This window comes from Streptomyces sp. NPDC096310 (genome assembly GCF_044763125.1).
GTDB lineage: Bacteria > Actinomycetota > Actinomycetes > Streptomycetales > Streptomycetaceae > Streptomyces.
Genome location: NZ_JBIWFO010000002.1, coordinates 120,043 through 142,579, shown reverse-complemented (window position 1 = coordinate 142,579; position 22,537 = coordinate 120,043). Strand labels below are relative to the sequence as shown.

General features: G+C 69.7%; 20 protein-coding genes and 1 tRNA gene. 13 read left to right on the top strand and 8 right to left on the bottom strand.

From position 1 onward, the window contains the following. Window positions 1–66: 66 nt before the first annotated feature. Window positions 67–645 carry a tyrosine-type recombinase/integrase gene (locus ACIQ7D_RS05990; RefSeq protein WP_403934059.1) on the top strand — a complete coding sequence of 193 codons (579 nt, stop codon included), beginning with the start codon at window positions 67–69 and terminating at the stop codon, window positions 643–645. 326 nt (window positions 646–971) lie between these two features. Here the strand turns inward: ACIQ7D_RS05990 and ACIQ7D_RS05985 are convergent. Next, window positions 972–1,045: transfer RNA gene (locus tag ACIQ7D_RS05985), tRNA-Gly, on the bottom strand. A 231-nt stretch (window positions 1,046–1,276) separates the two neighbouring features. On the opposite strand from ACIQ7D_RS05985, the gene ACIQ7D_RS05980 reads away from it, so the two are divergent. From ACIQ7D_RS05980 to ACIQ7D_RS05970, 3 genes are all read left to right on the top strand, one after another. Next, window positions 1,277–1,462 (top strand): hypothetical protein, encoded by a 186-nt coding sequence (locus ACIQ7D_RS05980; protein WP_403934057.1) that lies wholly within the window; start codon window positions 1,277–1,279, stop codon window positions 1,460–1,462. Between the two features lie 70 nt (window positions 1,463–1,532). Then, window positions 1,533–2,108 (top strand): dCTP deaminase, encoded by a 576-nt coding sequence (dcd, locus tag ACIQ7D_RS05975; RefSeq protein ID WP_403934055.1) that lies wholly within the window; start codon window positions 1,533–1,535, stop codon window positions 2,106–2,108. A gap of 7 nt (window positions 2,109–2,115) precedes the next feature. Further along, window positions 2,116–2,592 carry a phosphoribosyltransferase gene (locus ACIQ7D_RS05970; RefSeq protein ID WP_403934053.1) on the top strand — a complete coding sequence of 159 codons (477 nt, stop codon included), beginning with the start codon at window positions 2,116–2,118 and terminating at the stop codon, window positions 2,590–2,592. 55 nt (window positions 2,593–2,647) lie between these two features. Here ACIQ7D_RS05970 and ACIQ7D_RS05965 read toward each other — a convergent pair whose 3' ends face one another. The 5 genes from ACIQ7D_RS05965 to ACIQ7D_RS05945 form a co-directional block, all read right to left on the bottom strand. Further along, entirely contained in the window at window positions 2,648–3,568 is a 921-nt protein-coding gene (locus ACIQ7D_RS05965; protein WP_403934051.1) for a Yip1 family protein, read from the bottom strand. 130 nt (window positions 3,569–3,698) lie between these two features. Continuing rightward, window positions 3,699–4,892, bottom strand: a complete 1,194-nt coding sequence (locus tag ACIQ7D_RS05960) for an FG-GAP repeat domain-containing protein (RefSeq protein WP_403934049.1) — start codon at window positions 4,890–4,892, stop codon at window positions 3,699–3,701. Between the two features lie 188 nt (window positions 4,893–5,080). Further along, the gene (locus tag ACIQ7D_RS05955; protein ID WP_403934047.1) at window positions 5,081–6,397 is read right to left on the bottom strand and encodes an FG-GAP repeat domain-containing protein; all 1,317 of its coding nucleotides are present in this window, start codon (window positions 6,395–6,397) and stop codon (window positions 5,081–5,083) included. Between the two features lie 402 nt (window positions 6,398–6,799). Continuing rightward, window positions 6,800–9,088, bottom strand: a complete 2,289-nt coding sequence (locus tag ACIQ7D_RS05950; RefSeq protein ID WP_403934045.1) for a (Fe-S)-binding protein — start codon at window positions 9,086–9,088, stop codon at window positions 6,800–6,802. Between the two features lie 67 nt (window positions 9,089–9,155). Further along, window positions 9,156–9,797: a sugar transferase gene (locus ACIQ7D_RS05945; protein WP_403934043.1), complete on the bottom strand. Its 642-nt coding sequence runs from the start codon at window positions 9,795–9,797 to the stop codon at window positions 9,156–9,158. Window positions 9,798–10,066: 269 nt separating this feature from the next. Between ACIQ7D_RS05945 and dnaK the strand changes: the two genes are divergently transcribed. From dnaK to ACIQ7D_RS05925, 4 genes are all read left to right on the top strand, one after another. After that, entirely contained in the window at window positions 10,067–11,920 is a 1,854-nt protein-coding gene (dnaK, locus tag ACIQ7D_RS05940) for a molecular chaperone DnaK (protein ID WP_329824214.1), read from the top strand. Next, complete coding sequence (grpE, locus tag ACIQ7D_RS05935) at window positions 11,917–12,573, top strand: nucleotide exchange factor GrpE (protein WP_403934041.1); 657 nt, start codon at window positions 11,917–11,919, stop codon at window positions 12,571–12,573. The genes dnaK and grpE overlap by 4 nt, the downstream gene beginning before the upstream one ends. Window positions 12,574–12,684: 111 nt before the next feature. Beyond that, window positions 12,685–13,875 (top strand): molecular chaperone DnaJ, encoded by a 1,191-nt coding sequence (gene dnaJ / locus ACIQ7D_RS05930; RefSeq protein ID WP_403934039.1) that lies wholly within the window; start codon window positions 12,685–12,687, stop codon window positions 13,873–13,875. Between the two features lie 4 nt (window positions 13,876–13,879). Beyond that, on the top strand, window positions 13,880–14,359 hold the full coding sequence (locus tag ACIQ7D_RS05925) for a heat shock protein transcriptional repressor HspR (RefSeq protein WP_385007280.1): 480 nt from the start codon (window positions 13,880–13,882) through the stop codon (window positions 14,357–14,359). A gap of 134 nt (window positions 14,360–14,493) precedes the next feature. Here ACIQ7D_RS05925 and ACIQ7D_RS05920 read toward each other — a convergent pair whose 3' ends face one another. Together ACIQ7D_RS05920 and ACIQ7D_RS05915 are read right to left on the bottom strand one after the other, a co-directional pair. Further along, window positions 14,494–15,471, bottom strand: coding sequence for a LuxR C-terminal-related transcriptional regulator (locus tag ACIQ7D_RS05920; RefSeq protein ID WP_403934037.1), 978 nt, complete (start codon window positions 15,469–15,471; stop codon window positions 14,494–14,496). A gap of 283 nt (window positions 15,472–15,754) precedes the next feature. Beyond that, window positions 15,755–16,765 (bottom strand): helix-turn-helix transcriptional regulator, encoded by a 1,011-nt coding sequence (locus ACIQ7D_RS05915; protein ID WP_385007284.1) that lies wholly within the window; start codon window positions 16,763–16,765, stop codon window positions 15,755–15,757. A gap of 126 nt (window positions 16,766–16,891) precedes the next feature. Here ACIQ7D_RS05915 and ACIQ7D_RS05910 point away from each other — a divergent pair, with 126 nt between their 5' ends. The 5 genes from ACIQ7D_RS05910 to ACIQ7D_RS05890 all read left to right on the top strand — a co-directional run bounded on the left by ACIQ7D_RS05910 (window position 16,892) and on the right by ACIQ7D_RS05890 (window position 22,506). After that, window positions 16,892–17,164: a 5'-nucleotidase gene (locus ACIQ7D_RS05910; protein WP_403934035.1), complete on the top strand. Its 273-nt coding sequence runs from the start codon at window positions 16,892–16,894 to the stop codon at window positions 17,162–17,164. After that, a complete protein-coding gene (locus ACIQ7D_RS05905) occupies window positions 17,161–17,484 on the top strand; it encodes a (2Fe-2S)-binding protein (protein WP_365817249.1) in 324 nt (107 codons plus the stop codon). Before ACIQ7D_RS05910 ends, ACIQ7D_RS05905 begins: the two co-directional genes overlap by 4 nt. A 428-nt stretch (window positions 17,485–17,912) precedes the next feature. Continuing rightward, window positions 17,913–20,519: an ATP-dependent chaperone ClpB gene (gene clpB / locus ACIQ7D_RS05900; protein WP_403934034.1), complete on the top strand. Its 2,607-nt coding sequence runs from the start codon at window positions 17,913–17,915 to the stop codon at window positions 20,517–20,519. 135 nt (window positions 20,520–20,654) lie between these two features. Beyond that, window positions 20,655–21,950 carry an ATP/GTP-binding protein gene (locus ACIQ7D_RS05895; RefSeq protein ID WP_403934032.1) on the top strand — a complete coding sequence of 432 codons (1,296 nt, stop codon included), beginning with the start codon at window positions 20,655–20,657 and terminating at the stop codon, window positions 21,948–21,950. Continuing rightward, entirely contained in the window at window positions 21,928–22,506 is a 579-nt protein-coding gene (locus ACIQ7D_RS05890) for an RloB family protein (protein ID WP_403934030.1), read from the top strand. Before ACIQ7D_RS05895 ends, ACIQ7D_RS05890 begins: the two co-directional genes overlap by 23 nt. Window positions 22,507–22,537 lie beyond the last annotated feature (31 nt).

Here is a 22,537-nt window from a genome sequence, read left to right as displayed (position 1 = left end):
ACCTGACATTGCGAGATCCAGCAGGTCTACGCCCTGGCCGAGGCTATCGGACCGCGCTGGCGGATCATGATCTTCCTGGGTGCCTTCGCGTCTCTCCGCCCCGAAGAGCTCGCGGAGCTACGGCGCGGCGACATCGACCTCGACGAGGGCGTCGTGTGGATCAGGTGCGCCGCGCCGGAGTTGAGCAACGGCAAGAAGGACATCGGCGATCCGAAGTCGCGGGCGGGCAAGCGCGCGGTCTTTCTGCCCGACTTCGTGGTGCCCGAGCTGCGCCGCCACCTTCAGTGGTTCGCCGAGAAGGAGCCGGACGGAATGCTCATCGTGGGCGAGCGAGGGGCCGCCCTGCGGCGTTCCTCCTTCGGTCGGAAGTGGCGCAAGGCGCGGATCGCCGCAGGTCTGCCGGACAACTTCCGCTTCTACGACCTGCGCCACACCGGTAACACCCTGGCCGCCGACTCGGGCGCGAAGCTCAAGGACCTGATGGTCCGCGCGGGCCAGTCCAGCTCGAAGGCGCAGTTGATCTACCAGCACTCCAAGAAGAAGCACCAGCGCAAGCTCGCTCAGAGCATCGACGCCGAAGTGCGCCAGCAACGCGCACGGTCAACCGAGGAGTCCCCGGCGGAGGTGCGGAAGCACTCCGGCTGAGGCGGCGGTTGCCACGCCCAGGCGGCGCGGCGGAGGAAGGGTCGGCCGGCAACGGCGATTCTGCCTCCGCCGCACCGTGTTACCTGGTGAGTTCGTGGAAAGCCGTATTGCATCCGCAATTTCACGACGACTCACATCCGTGTGGCCCAGTTCATATGAAACGTGTCTCGCCATGTGAGAAGCCTGGCGTGGCAAGGCTCCGAAGTGTCGCAGGAGGCGGCTGAAGCGGTGCTCTTGTCGGCAGATAGGGCTGATGGAGGGCTGGCTCACCCGGAAATGGTCTAGACAACAAACAAAGCCCAGGTCGCTGACCTGGGCCTTCATGGTGGAGCGGGTGACGAGAATCGAACTCGCGCTCTGAGCTTGGGAAGCTCATGTTCTACCATTAAACTACACCCGCTTGGCGAGCCGGTGATCGGCTTCGCATCGTCGGACACTCTACCCCATCCCCCGCCCCGGGCGCCCCCGCACCGTGCGATCCGTCCGTGTGGGCGGTGGTGCGGGTGTGGCTGAAGGGGGAGTCGGGGGCGGGAGTTGGGGCGTAGGGTCGGGGGCGGAGTGCCGCTTCTTGTGGTGTCCTGATCATCCCCTAGTGTGGGCGTTCGTCCGCGTTTGTTGGGGAAGGGACCTGATGGACTTGATGGAACACACCGTCGTCCGCTGTGCCGAAGGGCACGTGTTCAGCACTGCGACATTCCCGATGCAGCAGCTCGACACGGGCCGGATCGGCCCCGGGCGGCTCATCCGGTGTCCGCGTTGTGCGCGGCTGCGGCATGCCGTGCCCGTGGAGACGGTGAACAGGGTGGATCAGCGCTGACTCTCGGCGGGTGAGGCGCGCGGGGCTGCCCGATTGGGGTGGGCTCGCGCGCCTTGCGTATCCTCGGGGCGTGCTTCTCTCAGACAAGGACATCCGGGCCGAGCTCGACTCCGGCCGCGTACGCCTCGATCCGTACGACACGACGATGGTGCAGCCCTCCAGCATCGATGTACGGCTCGACCGCTACTTCAGGGTGTTCGAGAACCACCGTTATCCACACATCGACCCCGCCGTCGAGCAGGTCGACCTGACGCGGACGGTCGAGCCCGAGGGCGACGAGCCGTTCATTCTGCACCCCGGTGAGTTCGTGCTCGCGTCGACGTACGAGGTCATCTCGCTGCCCGACGACATCGCCTCACGGCTGGAGGGCAAGTCCAGCCTCGGGCGGCTCGGGCTGGTGACGCACTCGACCGCCGGGTTCATCGACCCCGGGTTCTCCGGGCACGTCACCCTCGAACTGTCGAACATGGCGACGATGCCCATCAAGCTCTGGCCCGGGATGAAGATCGGGCAGCTCTGTCTGTTCCGGCTCAGTTCGCCCGCCGAGTTCCCCTACGGGTCCGAGCGGTACGGGTCGCGGTACCAGGGGCAGCGGGGGCCGACCGCCTCGCGGTCGTACGTCAACTTCCATCGGACGCAGGTGTGACGCGCGCATGACCGAGCGCCGGGAGAACCTGTCGTACGAGACGTTCGGCCGCGCCGTGCGCGAGCTGGCGCAGAGCGTCGCGGACGACGGCTACGAGCCGGATGTGGTGCTGAGCATCGCGCGCGGCGGTGTCTTCGTCGCCGGCGGGCTCGCCTATGCCCTGGACTGCAAAAATATTCATCTGGTCAATGTGGAGTTCTACACCGGGGTGGGGACCACGCTCGCGATGCCCGTCATGCTCGCGCCCGTCCCCAATGTCGTCGATTTCTCCCGCAAGAAGGTCCTGATCGCGGACGACGTCGCCGACACCGGCAAGACGCTCAAGCTCGTCCACGACTTCTGCGTCGGCCATGTCGCCGAGGTGCGCAGCGCGGTCATATACGAGAAGTCGCAGTCGCTCGTGAAGTGCGAGTACGTCTGGAAGCGCACCGAGGACTGGATCAACTTTCCCTGGAGCGTCGAGCCGCCCGTCGTCGGAAGGTGAGAAGGAGGGGAAGGGGGCGGCGTCACCGAGCCCCTTCCCCGTTACGGCGTGCTGGTTACAGCGTGCCCAGTTTGAGCAGCGACAGCAGCCCGATGAGCTGGATCGCCGACGCGCCCAGCGCCTTCGGCCACGGCAGGTCGTGCGACTTGCTCACCATCACGGTGAAGAGCGCGCCCGCCGCCACCCATGTCGCCCAGCCGATGATCTGCACCAGCGAGTTCTCGCCGCCCAGGAAGAGCGCGAAGAGCAGGCGCGGGGCGTCCGTGATCGACATGATCAGCATGGAGAGACCCACGGTCGGCTGCCACGCGCCGTCGCCGCCGAGCTGGCGGGCGAGCGAGTGGGTGACCACGCCCAGGAGCAGACCACCGATGACAAAGGCGACCGCCGTCGTGAGGACGTACGGGATGGCCGTGGTCAGCGTCGCGTTGATCGCTTCCTCACGGGCCGTGTCGAAGCCGAACAGCGCCAGCAGCCCGTAGAGGAACGTCACGATCAGGGCCGGGCCCCAGATCGGGTAGTCGCGCATCTGGAGAAACGTCTGCGCGGGCCGCAGGACGATGCCGCTCAGCAACTCCTTCCAGCGCAGCCGCGGGCCGGACGGGACCGGGGCCGCGCCGGCCTGGTAGGCGGCGCCGTCGCCGTAGCGGTCCTCGTCGATGCTGAACGCCTGGGTGTGCCCCGGGTTGTTGGCGTACGGGTCGCCCTGGTGCTGCGGCGCGCCGCCGTACCCCTGCTGCTGCCCGTACGGGTCGCCGAAGTACTCGGGCTCGCCGGCCCGGCCGCCGCCGTGCGGCGCGCCGCCCCCTGGCTGTCCACCGCCCGCGGGGGGCCACTGCTGCCGGCCGTACGACGGCGCGCCCTGCTGACCGCCCCCGTATGCGGGGGGCGGCGCCTGCCGTCCGTACGGCGGTTGCTGCGGTTGCTGTTGCGAGGTGCGGTTGTCCCGGCCGCGTCCGATCCTGAATCCAGCCACGCAATCGAACGTACCCGCTCCCGGCGGGCCCGGTGGCGGAGGGAGGGAACCGGAGGGCCTTTGCGGCCGAGCTGTGACATCCCTTAGGGGAACCCTGGGGGGATGGTCCCCGGGGTGCGGTCCCGGGACATCAGTGCAGGAAGAGCGCCGTGCTGAAGGTGAGCAGGGGGTGCGGGCGGTAGGCCGGCGCCCCGGAAGCGGAGGTTCGGGGAGCGGATGTCCGGGGATCGGGGGCGGAGTTCGTGGGCTCGGGGGCGTAGAGCGCCACCAGGTCCGATGTCTCCGCCCGGTGCGTGCGCGTCGCCAGGTACCCGTCCGTCGCGCGCAGGATCTCCGTGGCCGCCTTTCCGCGCGGTACGCCGGGCAGGCGCGGCGCCGGGGGTTTCCGTACCGCCGTGAAGCCGTACGCGCCGCCTGGCCGCTCCGGGCCGTCCGGGCCGCCCAGCAGCAGCGTTCCGCGCGCGGCGGCCCCGGGCGCGCGGGGGCGGGGCAGGGCGACGAAGTCGTCGTAACCGTCCCCGTTCACATCGCTCTTTGGCTCCGGCGCCGCCAGGACCGGGCCGCCGCCCGGGACCGGCGCGGCGGCGGCGCGCGGGGCGCCGGTCCGGCTGAACGGGCCGCGCAGGAAGCTGACCTGGCCGCCGCTCGCGGTGACCGCGAGATCGACCTCGCCGTCGCCGTCGAAGTCGCCGCAGACCGGATGGTCGGGCCATTCGTCGCCCGCGCGGGCCTTCGCCGGGATCCTGAGGACGACCGCGCGGCCGGTGGGCCCTTCCGGGCCGCCGAAGAGGATCTGGAGCGGGACGGGCGGCGTTCCGATGCCGTTGTACGGCGGGTCCGTGGCGATGATCAGGTCGCCGAAGCCGTCGCCGTCGAGGTCGCACGCCGCCTCGGCGTCGAACGCCGCGGGCAGCACCCCGTCCACCCGGGCGCCCCGCTCACGCGGGTCGAGCGTCTGGCGTACGGCCGGGTCGAAGCGGGGCGCCTTGTCCGCATCACCTGGCCTGGGCGCCGTGCCGTACACGATGCCGATGCCCGCGTCGTCCCCGTACGTGTCACCCGCCGCCTTGACCAGGTCGTTCAGTACGAGGTCGGGGTGGCCGTCCCCGTTGAGGTCGTCCGGGAGGCGGCTGCCCCTGCCGCGCGGGACGGCGCGGCGCGCGGTGGCCGTCGCGCCGGCGCCCGGGGCGGTGTCGCCGTTCTTCGCCTCCGTCGAGCCGTCGGAGGAGGAGCCGGGAGTGGAGCCGGGAGAGGTGTCGGTGCAGGCGGTCAGCGGCAGCAGCAGGGCCGTACAGGCGGAGAGGCTGATCGCAGCCTTCGCCACCGTCCCCGCCTTCGCCGCTGCTGTACGTATCTGTTGTGACCGCCGTATCTGCCGTATCTGCCGTATCTGCCGTACCTGCCGTACCTGCCCTGTCCGCATGACCCACCCGCCCCATCCGTACTCACCGGCCCCCGACACACCGCCTCATTGTGCGCGGGGCGCGGCGTCGTGCCCAGGCCGGGCGGGGCTCAGCGACCGAAGCCGAAACCGAAGCGGCCGACCGTCGTCCCTGTCAGGTCCAGATCCGCCGGGCCGATCAGGCGCGGCCATCCGCCGGGGCCCGAGCCGGTTTCGGACCCGGTGCCGGTCACCCCGTCCGGGCCGCCGCGCAGGACGCGTACCTCCGGGGTCCCGGGGCTCTCCCCGCGCATCGTGCTGACGGCCAGTTCCGCCGCCCCGTCCCCGTCCGTGTCCAGCAGCGCGAGCCGGGGCGCCCCGGTGAGGCCCGCGAGGTGCTGGGCGCCCGTTCCGGTCAGGCCCTTCCCGCCGCCGCGCAGGACGAGGGCCACGGCCGAGCCGTCCTTCGCCGCGGCGGTGAAGGCCACGTCGGCGTAGCCGTCGCCGTTCACGTCGCCCGCCGTGGCCGCGGACCCGAAGCCGCAGCCGGTGGAGACGGGCGCGCCGGGCAGCCCGGGCGTGCGGTCGTCGATCGTCGTCGGCTTCAGGGCGCGACCGCCGCCCGCCCGGGCGCCGTACACGACCGTCAGCCGGCTGCCGTCGTCCGCGAGTTGCTCGTCACCGATGACCTCGCAGGAGCGGCCGACGATCACGTCCGCGGCGCCGTCCTTGTCGACGTCGGCGGTGAGCGTGTCCGCGCCGTAGATGTCCCTGCCCCGCGCGTCCTTGAGGCGGGTGTACGCGGCGGACACGCCCCCGGCGTCCCTGGCGGTCCCGTGGTGGACGGCGGTGGCGCGCGGGACGGGCATCTCGTCCGCGTAGACATGGGTCCAGGTGACGACGAGATCGTCCCGGCCGTCGCCGTTCACATCCCCCGCTGCGGCGAGACGGGCCGTGTAGTACCCCTCGGGAGCGGAGTCGGGCTCCGGGCCGCCGTCCTTCGGTGTGAGGTCCAGCGGCACCGTGGCCGCGGGCACCCCCGCCCGGCTGAACGGGCCGTACGACAGCGTCGCCGTCGACGGCGACTGCCCCGCGGTGACCAGGTCGGCGTACCCGTCCCCGTCGAAGTCGCCGGTCAGCGGCGCGCCGCCGGAGAGCCGGGCTCCGCCCGCGAGGCCCTTTCGGCCGCCCCAGACGACGAAGACGGTGTCGCGGCCCGCCCCGGTGATCAGATCGGCCGTCCCGTCCGCGTCGAGGTCGGCGGAGACGACGGATCCGCCGAACCCGCCGCCCTGACCGGCCTTTCCGAGGTTCAGGCCGTTCTGGGTGATCACCCGGTGGCGGGCCGGGGCCGGGCCGTCCGGCGAGCCGGGCACCACGGCCGCGAGTCCGGCGGAGTAGAGGCCGTCGACCGTCGCGGACGAGTCGGTCAGGACGAGGTCGCTCACCCGGTCGCCGTCGAAGTCGGAGTACGTGGCGGGGGTGGACGGCGCGGGCGGGGGCGAGGGAGAGGGCGAAGGCGGGGGCGAGGGAGAGGGCGAAGGCGAGGGCGAAGGAGGGGCCGATGCGCTGGACGGCGCGCCCGTCGGTGGCCCGGACGACGGCCCGTCGTCCGGTGGTGTGCCCGCGCCCCCGCACGCCGTCGCCAGGCCCGCCAGACAGACGAGGCCGATCAGAGGGGCCACGGGAGCGAGGGCGTGCCTGCCGGCCACCGGAGGTTTCCGCATGGCCGGTTGGACCCGTACCGCCCCCGGATGGTTGTGCCGCCCAGCCCGCCCCGCCCCGGCCGGCCCCCCGTGCCGGTCCCGCACCCGTCCCGTACCCGCCCCGTACCCGGGGCGGGCGACGGCCTACTTCGCCGGTTCGGGCTCCGGGTCCGGCGCGTTCTCGCGCTTCTCGTCCGGATCCGGGTCGGCCGGTGTCCGTACCGAGTCGAGCAGCAACTGCGCCACGTCCACCACCTGGAGGGACTCCTTGGCCTGACCGTCGTTCTTCTTGCCGTTGACGGAGTCCGTCAGCATCACCAGGCAGAACGGGCAGGCCGTCGAGACGATGTCCGGGTTGAGTGAAAGGGCCTCGTCCACACGCTCGTTGTTGACGCGCTTGCCGATCCGCTCCTCCATCCACATCCGCGCGCCGCCGGCGCCGCAGCAGAAGCCGCGCTCCTTGTGACGGTGCATCTCCTGCTGGCGCAGGCCGGGGACGGACGACATGATCTCGCGCGGCGGTGTGTAGACCTTGTTGTGCCGGCCCAGGTAGCAGGGGTCGTGATACGTGATCAGGCCCTCGACCGGGGTCACCGGGACCAGCCTGCCCTCGTCCACGAGGTGCTGGAGCAACTGGGTGTGGTGGATGACCTCGTACTCGCCGCCGAGCTGCGGATACTCGTTGGCGATCGTGTTGAAGCAGTGCGGGCAGGTCGCGACGATCTTCTTCGACGCCTTCGGCTTCTTCGTCGAGGCGTCCGCGTTGCCCTCCTCGTCGAGGGACTCCCCGTACGCCATGTTCAGCATGGCCACGTTCTCCTGGCCGAGCTGCTGGAACAGCGGCTCGTTGCCGAGGCGGCGGGCCGAGTCGCCCGTGCACTTCTCGTCGCCGCCCATGATGGCGAACTTCACGCCCGCGATGTGCAGCAGCTCCGCGAAGGCTTTCGTGGTCTTCTTGGCGCGGTCCTCCAGGGCGCCCGCGCATCCCACCCAGTAGAGGTAGTCGACCTCGGTCAGGTCGTCCACGTCCTTACCGACGACCGGAACCTCGAAGTCGACCTCCTTCGTCCACTCCAGGCGCTGCTTCTTGGCGAGCCCCCAGGGGTTGCCCTTCTTCTCCAGGTTCTTGAGCATCGTCCCGGCCTCGCTGGGGAAGGCGCTCTCGATCATCACCTGGTAGCGGCGCATGTCGACGATGTGGTCGATGTGCTCGATGTCGACCGGGCACTGCTCCACGCACGCGCCGCAGGTGGTGCAGGACCACAGCACGTCGGGGTCGATGACGCCGTTCTCCTCCAGCGTCCCGATCAGCGGGCGCTCGGCCTCCGCGAGGGCCGCCGCGGGCACCCCGGCGAGCTGCTCCTCGGACGCCTGCTCCTCGCCCTCCATGGTCTTGCCGCCGCCCGCCAGCAGATACGGCGCCTTGGCGTGCGCGTGGTCGCGCAGCGACATGATCAGCAGCTTGGGGGAGAGCGGCTTGCCCGTGTTCCAGGCGGGGCACTGCGACTGGCAGCGCCCGCACTCCGTACACGTCGAGAAGTCGAGGATGCCCTTCCAGGAGAAGTGCTCGACCTGGGAGACGCCGAAGGTGTCGTCCTCGCCCGGGTCCTCGAAGTCGATCTCCTTGCCGCCGCTGGTCATCGGCGGCAGTGCGCCGAGTGCCGTGGAGCCGTCCGCCTCGCGCTTGAACCAGATGTTGGGGAAGGCGAGGAAGCGGTGCCAGGCGACGCCCATGTTGGTGTTGAGCCCGACGGTGATCGCCCAGGCCATGGTCGTACCGAGCTTGATCATGGCGGCGAGGTACACGAGGTTCTGGAGGGTGGCGAGGCTCAGTCCGCCGAACGCGGCGACCAGGGGGTACGAGACGAAGTACGCCGCCTCGTAGTGGCCGACACCGTGGATCGCGCCTTCCAGACCGCGCAGCGTGAGGATCGCGAGGCCGATCACCAGGATCACGTACTCGACGAAGTACGCCTGGCCCAGCTTGGAGCCGGTGAAGCGGGACTTGCGGCCCGCGCGCGAGGGCAGGCTCGCCAGCCGGATGCCCATCAGGACGAGGATGCCGACCGTCGTCGCCAGGGCGATGAACTCGGTGTACATCTCGTACGGCAGCCAGCCGCCCAGCACCGGGAGGACGAAGTCCGCCTGGAAGAGCTGGCAGTACGCGGTGATGATCGTCAGCGCGAGCGTGAGGAAGCCGACCGCGACGAACCAGTGGGCGACGCCGACGACCCCCCAGCGGTTCATCCGGGTGTGGCCGACGAACTCCTTGGCCAGGGTGAGGCTGCGCTGCTTGGGGTCGTCCGTGCGGCTCCCCTCGGGCACCGGCCGGCCGAGTCGGACGAAGCGGTAGATCTGCGCGACGGCGCGGCCGATGAGCGCGACGCCGACCACGGTCAGGACCAGCGACACGATGATCGCGGCGAGTTGCATTCGGGGGCTCCTCGGGCCTGCGAGGGTGGGTGAATCAGCACTCATACTGATCGTACTAAGCGGTAACTTAATCAGCTCGTGCTGAGGGTACCCACTTATTCCGTCGCAATGTAGCCGTGGGGCCGGTGATCTGTGTCGCTGAGGTGACCCTGACCGGAGGAATGATGAGCGCGCCGGGCGTCCGGGCGAGGATCGCGAGGTCGAGGCCGATCCAGTGGTGCTCCACATAGTGCTGGTCGAGCAGGGGCGCCTCGTCCCACGGCAGCCTGGAGCGGCGCCGTACCTGCGCGAGCCCGGTCAGCCCGGGCCGTACGAGCCGCCGCCAGGGCGCCGCCGCGCCGGGGGAGCCGAACTCCAGGGGCGCGGGCCCGACCAGTGAGAGGTGGCCGCGTACGACATGGGGCAGCCGGGAGAGCAGGTCGAGGCGGAAGCGGCGGGTGCGCAGGGAACTCAGGAGGAAGGGGTGTCCGTTGAGCCCAGTGCGGTAGTCGCGTACGAGAACGCCGCCGGCCGGGCGGGTGAGCGCGACGGCGAGCGCGGCGGCGGCGAGCACGGGCGAGGCCAGGACCAGCAGGACCGAGCCGAGGGTCAGGTCCAGCAGTCGTTTGGGTTCGAGATGGGCTGCGAGGTGCGCCGCGAGGCGCCGCCCCCGGTGCGGGAAGGGCCGGGGTGAATGCCAGGGTGTATCCGAGGGCGTATGTCGCTTCATGGCCACATCTGACCGTTCTCTGAGCGCTTTATGGCTTTTGTCGGGGAACGATCGCATGCTGGGGCGGTACGGGTCCGGTAGGCGCCCCGGGAAAGCAGCCGGTCCGGGGTCCGCAGGCCGGCCTCCGGCGCCGGCCCGGGGGTCGCGGATCCCCCGGCGCAGGGGTGGGCGCACAATAGTTGAGTCTCTTCGGCTCAGGTCCTTTGACTCCACGGAATCTGTGATGCATCCTTGAGCCTGTTCCACTCAAGTCACCTGGAGGAATCGAAATGGCACGTGCGGTCGGCATCGACCTGGGCACGACTAACTCCGTCGTCAGCGTTCTCGAAGGCGGCGAGCCCACCGTCATCACCAACGCAGAGGGCGCCAGGACCACGCCGTCCGTCGTCGCCTTCGCCAAGAACGGCGAGGTGCTCGTCGGCGAGGTCGCGAAGCGCCAGGCGGTCACGAACGTCGACAGGACCATCCGGTCGGTCAAGCGCCACATGGGCACCGACTGGAAGATCAACCTGGACGGCAAGGACTTCAACCCCCAGCAGATGTCGGCCTTCGTGCTGCAGAAGCTGAAGCGGGACGCCGAGGCGTACCTGGGCGAGAAGGTCACCGACGCGGTGATCACCGTCCCGGCGTACTTCAACGACTCGGAGCGCCAGGCCACCAAGGAGGCCGGCGAGATCGCGGGCCTGAACGTGCTGCGTATCGTCAACGAGCCGACGGCGGCCGCGCTGGCCTACGGGCTCGACAAGGACGACCAGACCATCCTGGTCTTCGACCTCGGTGGCGGTACGTTCGACGTCTCGCTGCTGGAGATCGGTGACGGCGTCGTCGAGGTGAAGGCCACCAACGGTGACAACCACCTCGGTGGTGACGACTGGGACCAGCGCCTGGTCGACTTCCTGGTGAAGCAGTTCGCCAACGGTCACGGTGTGGACCTGGCCAAGGACAAGATGGCTCTCCAGCGTCTCCGCGAGGCCGCGGAGAAGGCGAAGATCGAGCTGTCGTCCTCCACCGAGACCACGATCAACCTCCCGTACATCACGGCGTCCGCCGAGGGCCCGCTGCACCTGGACGAGAAGGTCACCCGCTCCCAGTTCCAGCAGCTCACGGCCGACCTGCTGGACCGGTGCAAGACCCCGTTCCACAACGTCATCAAGGACGCCGGCATCCAGCTCTCCGAGATCGACCACGTGGTGCTCGTCGGTGGTTCGACGCGTATGCCCGCCGTGGCCGAGCTGGTCAAGGAGCTGACCGGTGGCCGCGAGGCCAACAAGGGCGTCAACCCGGACGAGGTCGTCGCCATCGGCGCCGTGCTCCAGGCCGGTGTCCTGAAGGGTGAGGTCAAGGACGTCCTGCTCCTCGACGTCACCCCGCTGTCCCTGGGTATCGAGACCAAGGGCGGCATCATGACCAAGCTCATCGAGCGGAACACGACGATTCCGACGAAGCGCTCGGAGATCTTCACGACGGCCGAGGACAACCAGCCGTCGGTGCAGATCCAGGTCTACCAGGGCGAGCGCGAGATCGCCGCGTACAACAAGAAGCTCGGTATGTTCGAGCTGACCGGTCTGCCGCCCGCGCCGCGCGGTGTGCCGCAGATCGAGGTCGCCTTCGACATCGACGCCAACGGCATCATGCACGTGGCCGCGAAGGACCTCGGCACCGGCAAGGAGCAGAAGATGACCGTCACCGGTGGCTCCTCGCTGCCGAAGGACGAGGTCAACCGGATGCGCGAAGAGGCCGAGCAGTACGCGGACGAGGACCACCGCCGCCGCGAGGCCGCGGAGACGCGCAACCAGGCCGAGCAGCTCGTCTACCAGACGGAGAAGTTCCTCAAGGACAACGAGGAGAAGGTTCCCGGCGAGATCAAGACCGAGGTCGAGGCCTCGATCGCCGATCTCAAGGAGAAGCTGAAGGGCGAGGACACCGCGGAGATCCGTACCGCCACGGAGAAGGTCGCCGCCGTCTCGCAGAAGCTCGGACAGGCGATGTACGCGGACGCCCAGGCGTCCGGCGCCGCCGGTCCCGAGGGTGCGGCCGGCGAAGGCCAGGCCAAGCCCGAGGACGACGTCGTGGACGCCGAGATCGTCGACGACGAGAAGCCCAGGAAGGACGGTGCGGCGTGACCGAGGAGACTCCGGGCTTCGAGGAGAAGCCCGATGTCCCCTCCGGCGCCGACGACGCCACGCCGAAGGCCGCCGAGCCGGACTCCGCTCAGGAGTCCGGGCCGGCGGCCCCCGCCGGGGACATCCAGGACGCGGCTCTGCTGGCCCAGCTCGACCAGGTCCGTACGGCGCTCGGTGAGCGCACGGGGGACCTCCAGCGGCTCCAGGCGGAGTACCAGAACTACCGCAGGCGTGTGGAGCGGGACCGGGTCTCCGTCAAGGAGATCGCGGTCGCGAACCTGCTGACCGAGCTGCTGCCCGTGCTCGACGACATCGGCCGGGCGCGCGACCACGACGAGCTGGTCGGCGGCTTCAAGTCCGTCGCCGAGTCGCTCGAAGCGGTCACGGTCAAGCTGGGTCTCCAGCCGTTCGGTACGGAGGGCGAGCCCTTCGACCCGACGATCCACGAGGCCCTGATGCACTCGTACGCGCCGGACGTCACGGAGACGACGTGCGTCGCGATCCTCCAGCCCGGGTATCGGTTCGGCGAGCGGACGATCAGGCCCGCCAGGGTCGCGGTGGCCGAGCCGCAGCCGGGCGGCAAGACCAAGTCCGCGGAGGAGCAGGCGGATTCGGCCGATGACAGGGAGAACGGTGGCCCCGACGAGGGCTGACGGGAAGAACACACCGGCCGCGGCCGGCGCGCGACGCGCCGGCCGGGCGCCGGACACAGGTGACGCGGTGACCGGCGGTGCCGGTGCGGGCGGAGAGGAGGGACGTCGAGGATGAGCACGAAGGACTTCGTGGAGAAGGACTACTACAAGGTTCTCGGCGTTCCCAAGGACGCCACCGAGGCCGAGATCAAGAAGGCGTACCGGAAGCTCGCCCGCGAGTTCCACCCGGACGCCAACAAGGGCGACGCCAAGGCGGAGGAGCGCTTCAAGGAGATCTCCGAGGCGAACGACATCCTCGGCGACCCCAAGCGGCGCAAGGAGTACGACGAGGCGCGCTCGCTCTTCGGCAACGGCGGGTTCCGGCCGGGGCCCGGCGCGGGCGGCAACGGCTCGTTCAACTTCGACCTGGGCGACCTCTTCGGCGGCGGCCAGGGCGGCACGCAGGGCGGCCCCGCCGGGGCCGGCGGCTTCGGCGGCGGGCTCGGGGACGTCTTCGGCGGACTGTTCAACCGCGGCGGCCCCGGCACTCGTACGCAGCCGCGCCGCGGCCAGGACATCGACACCGAGGTGACGCTCAGCTTCACCGAGGCCGTCGACGGGGCCACGGTCCCGCTGCGGATGTCCAGCCAGGCGCCGTGCAAGGCGTGTTCCGGCACCGGCGACAAGAACGGCTCACCGCGGGTCTGCCCGACCTGTGTCGGCACCGGACAGGTGTCGCGCGGCTCGGGCGGCGGCTTCTCGCTGACCGACCCGTGCGTGGACTGCAAGGGCCGCGGGCTGATCGCCCAGGACCCGTGCGAGGTGTGCAAGGGCAGCGGGCGTGCCAGGTCCTCGCGGACCATGCAGGTCCGGATCCCGGCGGGCGTCAGCGACGGCCAGCGGATCAGGCTGCGCGGCAAGGGCGCTCCCGGTGAGCGCGGCGGACCCGGCGGCGACCTGTACGTCGTCGTCCATGTCGACGCGCACCCCGTCTTCGGCCGCAGGGACGACAACCTCACCGTCACCGTGCCCGTCACCTTCACGGAGGCGGCGCTCGGCGGCGAGGTGCGGGTGCCCACGCTGGGCGGCCCCCCGGTCACGCTGAAACTGCCCGCGGGCACCCCCAACGGCCGTACGATGCGGGCCCGTGGCAAGGGCGCCGTACGCAAGGACGGCAGCCGCGGCGACCTGCTGGTCACCGTCGAGGTGGTCGTGCCCAAGGACCTCGGCGGCGAGGCGCGCGACGCGCTGGAGGCATACCGGAAGGCGACCGCGGACCAGGACCCGCGGGCGGAGCTGTTCCAGGCGGCGAAGGGAGCATGACCCGATGGACAGGGACGGGCGGCGGCGGCCGTCCTCAGCGTTCGGCAGGGCGGCGTACACGCTGACCGAGGAGACGCCGGTGTACGTCATCTCGGTGGCGGCCCAGCTCTCCGGGCTGCACCCGCAGACCCTCAGACAGTACGACCGTCTGGGCCTGGTCTCGCCGGACCGTACGGCGGGCCGTGGGCGCCGCTACTCGGCCCGGGACATCGAACTGCTCCGCCAGGTGCAGCAGCTCTCGCAGGACGAGGGCATCAACCTGGCCGGGATCAAGCGCATCATCGAGTTGGAGAACCAGGTCGCCGCGCTCCAGGCCAGGGTCGCCGAGCTGTCGTCCGCGGTGGACGGCGCGGCGGCGGCGATGCGACAGCGCGAGGCGCAGGTGCACGCCTCGTACCGCCGGGACCTGGTGCCGTATCAGGACGTGCAGCAGACGAGCGCGCTGGTGGTGTGGCGCCCGAAGCCCAAGCGCGCGACGGACTGACCCGGGCGCGCGAGGGACCGCGGTCCCTCGTGGCGCCGCCTCAGCGGGACGCCCGGCCGGGATCTTCCGGCCGGGCGTCCCGCTGTGCGGGGTCCGCGGCTTCGGCCGCCGTACGTACGGGGTACGGGGCGCGGTCAGCCCAGTTTGCGCTCCTCGGCGGCGGCCTCGGAGCCCCACCACACCCCGAGCGAGAACAGCGTGTCCACGCCGACGACCTCGTACAGCTTGTTGAGGTCGGTGTTGACGGTGCGCAGGCTCACGTCCAGCTCGCTGGCGATCTGCTTGAGGGTGCGGCCCTCGCGGAGCTTGTTGAGGATGCGCCGCGAGCGCCCCGTCGTGACGATGCCCTCCCTCGGCCGGAACCGGCCGCCCATCCACGGCTCGGCCCGTTCCCACTGCTGGTCGAAGAGGTGGTGGAGGAAGGCCACCATGCCGGGGTGCGTCACCTTGAACGCGGTCATTCTGTTCGGCTCGTCCCGGTGGTCGGAAATGATGGCGAATCTTCTGTCCACGAGGATCATTCGCTCGAAATCGGAGGCGAGGGTACGTATCTCCGCGCCGTGCGCGCTCATGGTGGTGGCCCACGTCTGTTCCGCGGCACGGGTGCGGGCGGCCTCCGAATAGATCGTGCGGCGGGTGATACCGCGCTCAAGGAGATTGATCTCGCGGGGGACGACCGCGGCGAGCCCTTTCGCGGTGCGGTTCACCGGATGTGCCGTATACATGTGGGATTGCGCGTAATCCGCTGCCTGCATGATGGCCGCATTGACGTGTTCGACCCGGTCGAGGAACTCGATTCCGTTACCGGTGGGCGATTCGTGCGTACGCATGTCACGGTACAGCTCGTCGAGCTGATGCATGCGCTGGAGGTGACGGGCGATGCCGGCGCGCTCCTCGGCCATCGCGCTCTGCTCGGCGTGGTGCAGGTCGGCCACGCCCCACCGGTCGGCGTGCGGGTCGTGCACGGCCAGGCCCAGGGCGATCAGCTCCGTGCAGCCCGGCTCGGCCCGCTCGACCTGCTCGCCCCGTACGAGCCGGCGCAGCAGGTTGTGCGCCCCCGCCGACACAGCGGGCGACGGTTCTCTGTGGGTCACCGCGTCCGGTTGTGTCATATGTCCCTCCTGCGTGGTTCCGCAGTGCTGCACGGTTCCGCAGTGCGCATCAGTGCAGTCGCGTTTCACTTGATCCGGGCAGGCCTGTGTCGGCACTCTACAGAGAGTGACCGAGGCCATCGCCGAGTTCTCGCCGTGCAGGGGCGGTGGTTCGGCGTCCGGTTCAGGGAATTCGAGCTGATTCGGGTCGATTCAGTCGGCGCCTTCCCTCTCTTCGTTCACGGTGGTTTTCGTTTGTGGGCGGTGCGGAGCGAGGTATGTCGAGGTGTTTCGAAATGCCGGGTCAGCGCTCCTGGTCGAGGATTCCCGAGTGCGCGATCAGATAGCCGAGCTGTGCCCTGCTTCCGCTGCCGAGCGTGGTGGCGAGTTTGGCGATGTGGGCGCGGCAGGTCCGTACGTTCATCCCCAGACGCCGCGCTATGGCCTCGTCCACGTACCCCTCGATGAGCAGCTTCGCGATCGACCGCTGGACGCCGGAGACACCGTCGGGCGTCGGCTCGTACGAGACCTGTTCGGTGAGGGGTGTGGCGCGCCGCCAGAGCTGTTCGAAGACCTGGGCCAGGTAGTCGACGAGCGCCGGATGGCGCAGTTCCAGAGCGACCGCCCGGTCGGAGCGCGCCGGGATGTACGCGACGGTGCGGTCGAAGATGATCAGCCGCTCGACCAGCTCCTCCAGCGTCCGGATCTCGACGTTCCCCTCGGCGAGCCGTTCGGCGTAGGCGAGCGTGCCCTGGCCGTGCCGGACGGTGTGCTGGTACAGGGTGCGGATGCTGACCCCGCGGTCCACCACGAGCTGGCCGCGCTCCAGCCCCTGTTCGAGCGCGTCGGCGCTGCGGACACCGCCTGGCTGGACGGTCAGGACCTCCGTCCTGCACGCGGCCGTGGCGAGGTCGATGGCCGCGTTGATACGGCCCTTGCCTTCCAGGACCGTGATCGCGTGGGCGCTCGGCGGCCCCTGCGAGGCGATCGCCATGAACGGCTCGAAAGCGTCGGTGAGGGCCACCGCGAAGTGCCGTCGCTCCTGGATCTCCCGCTCGATGGGGTTGAGGCGCTGGGAGAGCGCGGCGGACGGCGGAACCGGTCGCAGCCAGTCCGGATCGTCCGGGTCCGGATGAAGGAGCGGGAACTCCATGAGGCAGGGGGCGGCCTCGGCCTCGCTCCGGGCGAGGCGTCCGGAGCGCAGCGCGCTGGCGTAAAGCCGCCTGCCGTCTTCACATAGATCAGTGACGGCATGGGGATGTGTCGGTTTTGTGATGCTTTCGGTCAAATCTCCACCCCTCAGGGTCCTGAACATGCAGGAACATGATGCCTCGTCCCGGTGGTGTTGACGTGTCCGAATGAGACATCGTCTAGATGGCGGGGGAGAGGAATCCATCAAGTGAGGACGAAGCCGACTATGTATAAGAGAATGCTTCGCGCGGTGGTTGCCACTGCTTTCTCTGCGGCTCTGGCCTACGGTGTGCTGGGTGTTGCCGGGGAGATCTCCTGGACCAGCGCGCCGGCCGGTTCGGCCGGCCAGACCACCGCGGTGGGGGAGATCTCCTGGACCAGCACTCCGGCCGGAACCGTCGTCCAGGCCGCGGACGGGGAGATGACCACGGAGGAGATTTCGTGGACGTTCGCCCCCAAGGCGGCTTCGGGTGACGCCGGCGACATCGAGTGGGGCAGTACCCCGGCCGGCATCACGGCATGACCGTCCCGCCGGACGATCGGGTCTTCCGGCGTGAGATGGCCACGGCGTACCGATCGGGGTGGCACTTCATCGATCTGGTCACGGCCATCCCCCACCGAGGAGACTCGTTGATGGTCACTCTCTTCGGAGAGCCGATCGTCGTCGTGCGTGAGGAGGACGAGGACGTACGTGCCTACCGCTGCCTCCGCAGGCCGCGCGGGGCTCCACGCCCGGTCCGCTGTGCCATCCGCTACGACATGATCTTCGTCAACCTCGACCAGCGTGACCACCAGCTCGTCGGAGCACCACAGACCACCCTCGCCACCCCCCGCAGTGCCTGAACGATTCCCCCGTCGTTTCAAATCGTTCAGGCGCTTCCCCCACACAACGGCGCCATCGTGGACCTGAAACACGATGGCGCCGTTGTGCTGCCCGGATTCCTCCGGGCCCGGCGGCTTCTCCAGGCCCGGCGCGCGGACACCCGTGCGCCGGGCCTTTGGTGTGTACCAGTGGTGCTCGCGCCGGAACCCGAGAAAAATCAGGGGCCGGGGGCCGATTTTCTGGGCGCCGGCCAGCCTTGAGTGGAATAGACTCAACTTTACGTAGGTTCTTGCTGTCAGGGACGCGGTGGGCCGGATGAGACCGGAGCGGCGTTTTCCCGTACCCGTAAGGGATCACGCAAGGGATCGCGTGAGGATCCCGTGAGGGGTCCCGCAAGAACGCGCGCAGAACTCGTGCGCAGAACTCGTGCAAGGAGGAGAGGGCCCACGTGGACGCCGAGCTGACCAACAAGAGCCGGGATGCGATCAACTCCGCCACCAACCGGGCGGTGGCGGCGGGACATCCCGATCTGACCCCCGCGCATCTGCTGCTCGCGCTGCTGGAGGGCCAGGACAACGAGAACGTCACCGACCTGCTCGCCGCCGTCGAGGCCGACCAGGCGGGCGTACGGGCGGCCACGGAGCGGCTGCTCGCCGCCCAGCCCAGCGTCACCGGATCGACCGTCGCGCCCCCGCAGCCCAACCGTGACCTGCTCGCCGTCATCGCCGACGCGGGCCGCCGGGCGAAGGAGCTGGGCGACGACTACCTCTCCACCGAACACCTGCTCATCGGCATCGCCGCCAAGGGCGGCCCGACGGGGGAGATACTGGCCCGGCAGGGGGCAGCCGCTGACCGGCTCCTGGACGCGTTCGAAAAGGCAAGGGGAGGGCGCCGGGTGACCACACCCGACCCGGAGGGCCAGTACAAGGCCCTGGAGAAGTTCGGCACCGATTTCACCGCGGCCGCCCGCGACGGCAAGCTCGATCCGGTCATCGGCCGGGACCAGGAGATCCGGCGCGTGGTGCAGGTGCTGTCGCGCCGTACGAAGAACAACCCGGTCCTGATCGGCGAACCGGGCGTCGGCAAGACGGCCGTGGTCGAGGGACTGGCACAGCGCATCGTCAAGGGCGATGTGCCCGAGTCGCTGAAGAACAAGCGACTGGTCTCGCTGGACCTCGGCGCGATGGTCGCCGGCGCGAAGTACCGCGGCGAGTTCGAGGAACGCCTCAAGACCGTCCTCTCCGAGATCAAGGAGAGCGAGGGGCAGATCATCACCTTCATCGACGAGCTGCACACCGTCGTCGGCGCGGGCGCCGGCGGTGACTCCTCGATGGACGCGGGCAACATGCTCAAGCCGATGCTGGCCCGAGGCGAGCTGCGCATGGTCGGCGCGACCACCCTCGACGAGTACCGCGAGCGGATCGAGAAGGACGCCGCCCTGGAGCGACGCTTCCAGCAGGTGCTGGTCGCCGAGCCGACCGTCGAGGACACCATCGCGATCCTGCGCGGTCTCAAGGGCCGTTACGAGGCCCACCACAAGGTGCAGATCGCGGACGCGGCCCTGGTGGCCGCCGCCACCCTCTCCGACCGTTACATCACCTCGCGCTTCCTCCCCGACAAGGCCATCGACCTCGTCGACGAGGCCGCGTCCCGGCTCCGTATGGAGATCGACTCCTCGCCGGTCGAGATCGACGAGCTCCAGCGCTCCGTCGACCGCCTCCGTATGGAGGAGCTGGCCCTCAAGAACGAGTCCGACCCCGCCTCCAAGCAGCGCCTGGAGAAGCTGCGCCGCGACCTCGCCGACCGCGAGGAGGAGCTGCGCGGCCTCACCGCCCGCTGGGAGAAGGAGAAGCAGGGCCTGAACCGGGTCGGTGAGCTGAAGGAACGCCTGGACGACCTGCGCGGCCAGGCCGAACGCGCGCAGCGCGACGGCGACTTCGACACCGCCTCCAAGATGCTGTACGGGGAGATCCCCAACCTGGAGCGCGAGCTGGAGGCCGCGGCGGAGGCCGAGCAGGAGGCCGCCAAGGACACGATGGTCAAGGAGGAGGTCGGCCCGGACGACATCGCCGACGTCGTCGGCTCCTGGACCGGCATCCCGGCGGGCCGGCTGCTGGAGGGCGAGACGCAGAAGCTGCTGCGCATGGAGCAGGAGCTGGGCAAGCGGCTGATCGGCCAGAGCGAGGCGGTCCAGGCCGTCTCCGACGCCGTACGCCGCACCCGCGCCGGCATCGCGGACCCGGACCGTCCCACCGGATCGTTCCTCTTCCTCGGCCCGACCGGGGTCGGCAAGACCGAACTGGCCAAGGCGCTCGCGGACTTCCTCTTCGACGACGAGCGGGCCATGGTCCGTATCGACATGAGCGAGTACGGCGAGAAGCACTCCGTTGCCCGCCTGGTCGGCGCGCCCCCCGGCTACGTCGGCTACGAGGAGGGCGGCCAGCTCACCGAGGCGGTACGGCGGCGCCCGTACTCCGTGGTCCTCCTGGACGAGGTCGAGAAGGCCCACCCCGAGGTCTTCGACGTCCTGCTCCAGGTCCTGGACGACGGCCGCCTCACCGACGGCCAGGGGCGGACGGTCGACTTCCGCAACACCATCCTGATCCTGACGTCGAACCTGGGCAGCCAGTACCTGGTCGACCCGACGATCACCCCGGAGCGCAAGAAGGAGCAGGTCCTCCAGACGGTACGGGCCTCCTTCAAGCCGGAATTCCTCAACCGCCTGGACGACCTGGTGGTCTTCTCCGCCCTGTCCCAGGACGAGCTGGCCCACATCGCGGGCCTCCTGATCGGCCGCCTCGCCAAACGCCTCGCGGAACGCCGCCTCACCCTGGAGGTCACCCCGGAGGCCCTGGCCTGGCTGGCGGAAGAGGGCAACGACCCGGCCTACGGCGCCCGCCCCCTGCGCCGCCTGGTCCAGACGGCGATCGGCGACCAGCTCGCGAAGGAGATCCTGGCGGGCGACATCACGGACGGCGACACGGTCCGGGTGGACCGCGTGGGAGACGGCCTGATGGTCGGCCGCGAGGCAGCGGCGCCGGCGAAGACGCTGTAGGAGGCCCTGGGGCTCAGGGGCTTGGCATGCCCGTCACCCGCCCGGGTGGCGGGCCTGTCCACGTTCGTGGGCACCCACTAACATAATAGTGGGCGCACATATCGCGATTCACTTGTTCACAAGGTGCTTTAGGGGGTGACACTTTCCATGTTGCTCAACTTCCGTGTCGCCAACCACGGTTCCCTGCGCGAGCCGCAGGAGCTGAACCTCGCTCCGGTGTACGCGGATGACCGGCCGGCGGTGCCGGTGGCTGCGATCTTCGGGGCCAACGCCTCGGGCAAGTCGACGGTGGTGGACGCGTTCGACTTCTTCAAGACAGCAGTGGAGGAATCACAGGCCCGCTGGCTGCCGAACGCCCCCGTACCGCGCCGTCCCTTCCTCCTCGACCACGCGAGCCGGGCCGAGCCGTCCTTGTATGCCGTCGACCTCCTGGTGGAGGGGGTGCGGTACGTGTACGGCTTCAGCGTCACGGACGCGGAGGTCGTGGAGGAGTGGCTGTACGCCTATCCCAAGGCCCGTAAGCGCGTCCTCTTCGAGCGGGCCGGCATGGCCATGACGTACGGCGCCTCGCTCACCGGTGAGCGCATGGCCGTCGAGCGCACGATGCGGCCGAACAGCCTCTACCTCTCGGCGGGGGCGCAGTCGGCGCATCCGCAGCTCGGGGCGGTGTGGAGAGTCCTGGGCGGGGTTGTACTGGGGGATGGCAGTCGGCAGGCGCTGACTGCGGCCGGCGCGTCGGTGGTCGGTACGTACAAATTGCTCGAAGATATGGGGCTGCCCCTCAGGGCGGATGTGCTGGCGGCGGCCGATCTGGGTGTGCACGACATGCGGGGCGGTGCGACGAGAAGCGAGGTTTTCGCTTCGATCCAAGGAGAGCTGGCCGAGCGGCTACGGGAACTGCCCGAGGACTTCGCGGTTGCCGCAGCCCAGTCGCTTGAGTTCGTTCACCGGGTCGGTGACGAGGAGTTCGTCCTGCCGGTGGAGGCCGAGTCGGCAGGAACGAAGACCTGGCTCTCCATGATCACGATGGCGCTCACCTGTGTCCTCCGAGGATCGGCCATGTGGGTCGACGAGATCGACGTCAGCCTCCACCCCCTGCTCACCGCCAAGCTCCTCACGCTCTTCCAGAACCCGGAGCTGAACCCGCGCGGCGCCCAGCTCATCTTCACCACGCACGACGCGTCGCTCCTCGGCACGATGCTTGGCGATCAGGTGCTCCGCCGTGACCAGGTCTGGTTCGTGGAGAAGAGCGCCGCGACAGGCGCCTCGGAGCTGTATCCGCTCAGCGACTTCAAGCCGCGCAAGGGCGAGAACTTCGAGCGCCGTTATCTGGCGGGCAGCTACGGCGCCGTACCGCTCCTGCCGGAGACGGCCTTCGAGGACATGCTCAAGAAATACTGGGGGACTCATGGCGAAGGCGTTTCCGCGTGAGGGGTCGGGCCGGCGGCGCGGTCCGGTCCGGCGGTCCTCCCGGACGCTGCTGGTCGTCTGCGGCGGCAAGGAGACCGAGCGCCAGTATCTCCAGGGGTTACGTGATCACCTCCGTAACCCCGCGGTCGCCGTCGTCGTGCGGGGCAAGGCGTGCTCCCCGACGCAGCTCGTCGCCTACGCCCGTGGTCAGAGGGATCTGAACCGGGGCGGGTACGACGAGGTGTGGTGCGTCTTCGACGTCGACGAGTACCCCGATGTGGCCGCCGCGGCCGACGCCGCCCGTCGGCACGGCATCAAGGTCGCCGTCTCCAACCCCTGCTTCGAGCTGTGGCTGCTGCTCCATTTCACCGACCACCACGCCTTTGTCGACACGTACCGGAAACTTCTGCCGCTGCCCCAGAAGCACGTCCCCGGTACGACAAGACGCGCGTCGAGTTCGCGAAATACCGTGACGCGGTGGGCCGGGCGGCGGAACGGGCGCGGAAGCTGGACCCCACCGGCGCCGAGCACGCCCGTAACCCCTCCACGGGCGTGTGGCAGCTCACGGACCGCATGACAAATCCATGACCCGTGCGGACGCGGATGGG

Bases quoted from the DNA above. Each gene is read 5' to 3' on its own strand.
- ACIQ7D_RS05990 (WP_403934059.1), top strand. From the start codon at position 67: ATGATCTTCCTGGGTGCCTTCGCGTCTCTCCGCCCCGAAGAGCTCGCG.
- ACIQ7D_RS05980 (WP_403934057.1), top strand. From the start codon at position 1,277: ATGGACTTGATGGAACACACCGTCGTCCGCTGTGCCGAAGGGCACGTG.
- ACIQ7D_RS05970 (WP_403934053.1), top strand. From the start codon at position 2,116: ATGACCGAGCGCCGGGAGAACCTGTCGTACGAGACGTTCGGCCGCGCC.
- ACIQ7D_RS05950 (WP_403934045.1), bottom strand. From the start codon at position 9,088: ATGCAACTCGCCGCGATCATCGTGTCGCTGGTCCTGACCGTGGTCGGC.
- ACIQ7D_RS05945 (WP_403934043.1), bottom strand. From the start codon at position 9,797: ATGAAGCGACATACGCCCTCGGATACACCCTGGCATTCACCCCGGCCC.
- dnaK (WP_329824214.1), top strand. From the start codon at position 10,067: ATGGCACGTGCGGTCGGCATCGACCTGGGCACGACTAACTCCGTCGTC.
- dnaJ (WP_403934039.1), top strand. From the start codon at position 12,685: ATGAGCACGAAGGACTTCGTGGAGAAGGACTACTACAAGGTTCTCGGC.
- ACIQ7D_RS05925 (WP_385007280.1), top strand. From the start codon at position 13,880: ATGGACAGGGACGGGCGGCGGCGGCCGTCCTCAGCGTTCGGCAGGGCG.
- ACIQ7D_RS05920 (WP_403934037.1), bottom strand. From the start codon at position 15,471: ATGACACAACCGGACGCGGTGACCCACAGAGAACCGTCGCCCGCTGTG.
- ACIQ7D_RS05915 (WP_385007284.1), bottom strand. From the start codon at position 16,765: ATGTTCAGGACCCTGAGGGGTGGAGATTTGACCGAAAGCATCACAAAA.
- ACIQ7D_RS05905 (WP_365817249.1), top strand. From the start codon at position 17,161: ATGACCGTCCCGCCGGACGATCGGGTCTTCCGGCGTGAGATGGCCACG.
- ACIQ7D_RS05890 (WP_403934030.1), top strand. From the start codon at position 21,928: ATGGCGAAGGCGTTTCCGCGTGAGGGGTCGGGCCGGCGGCGCGGTCCG.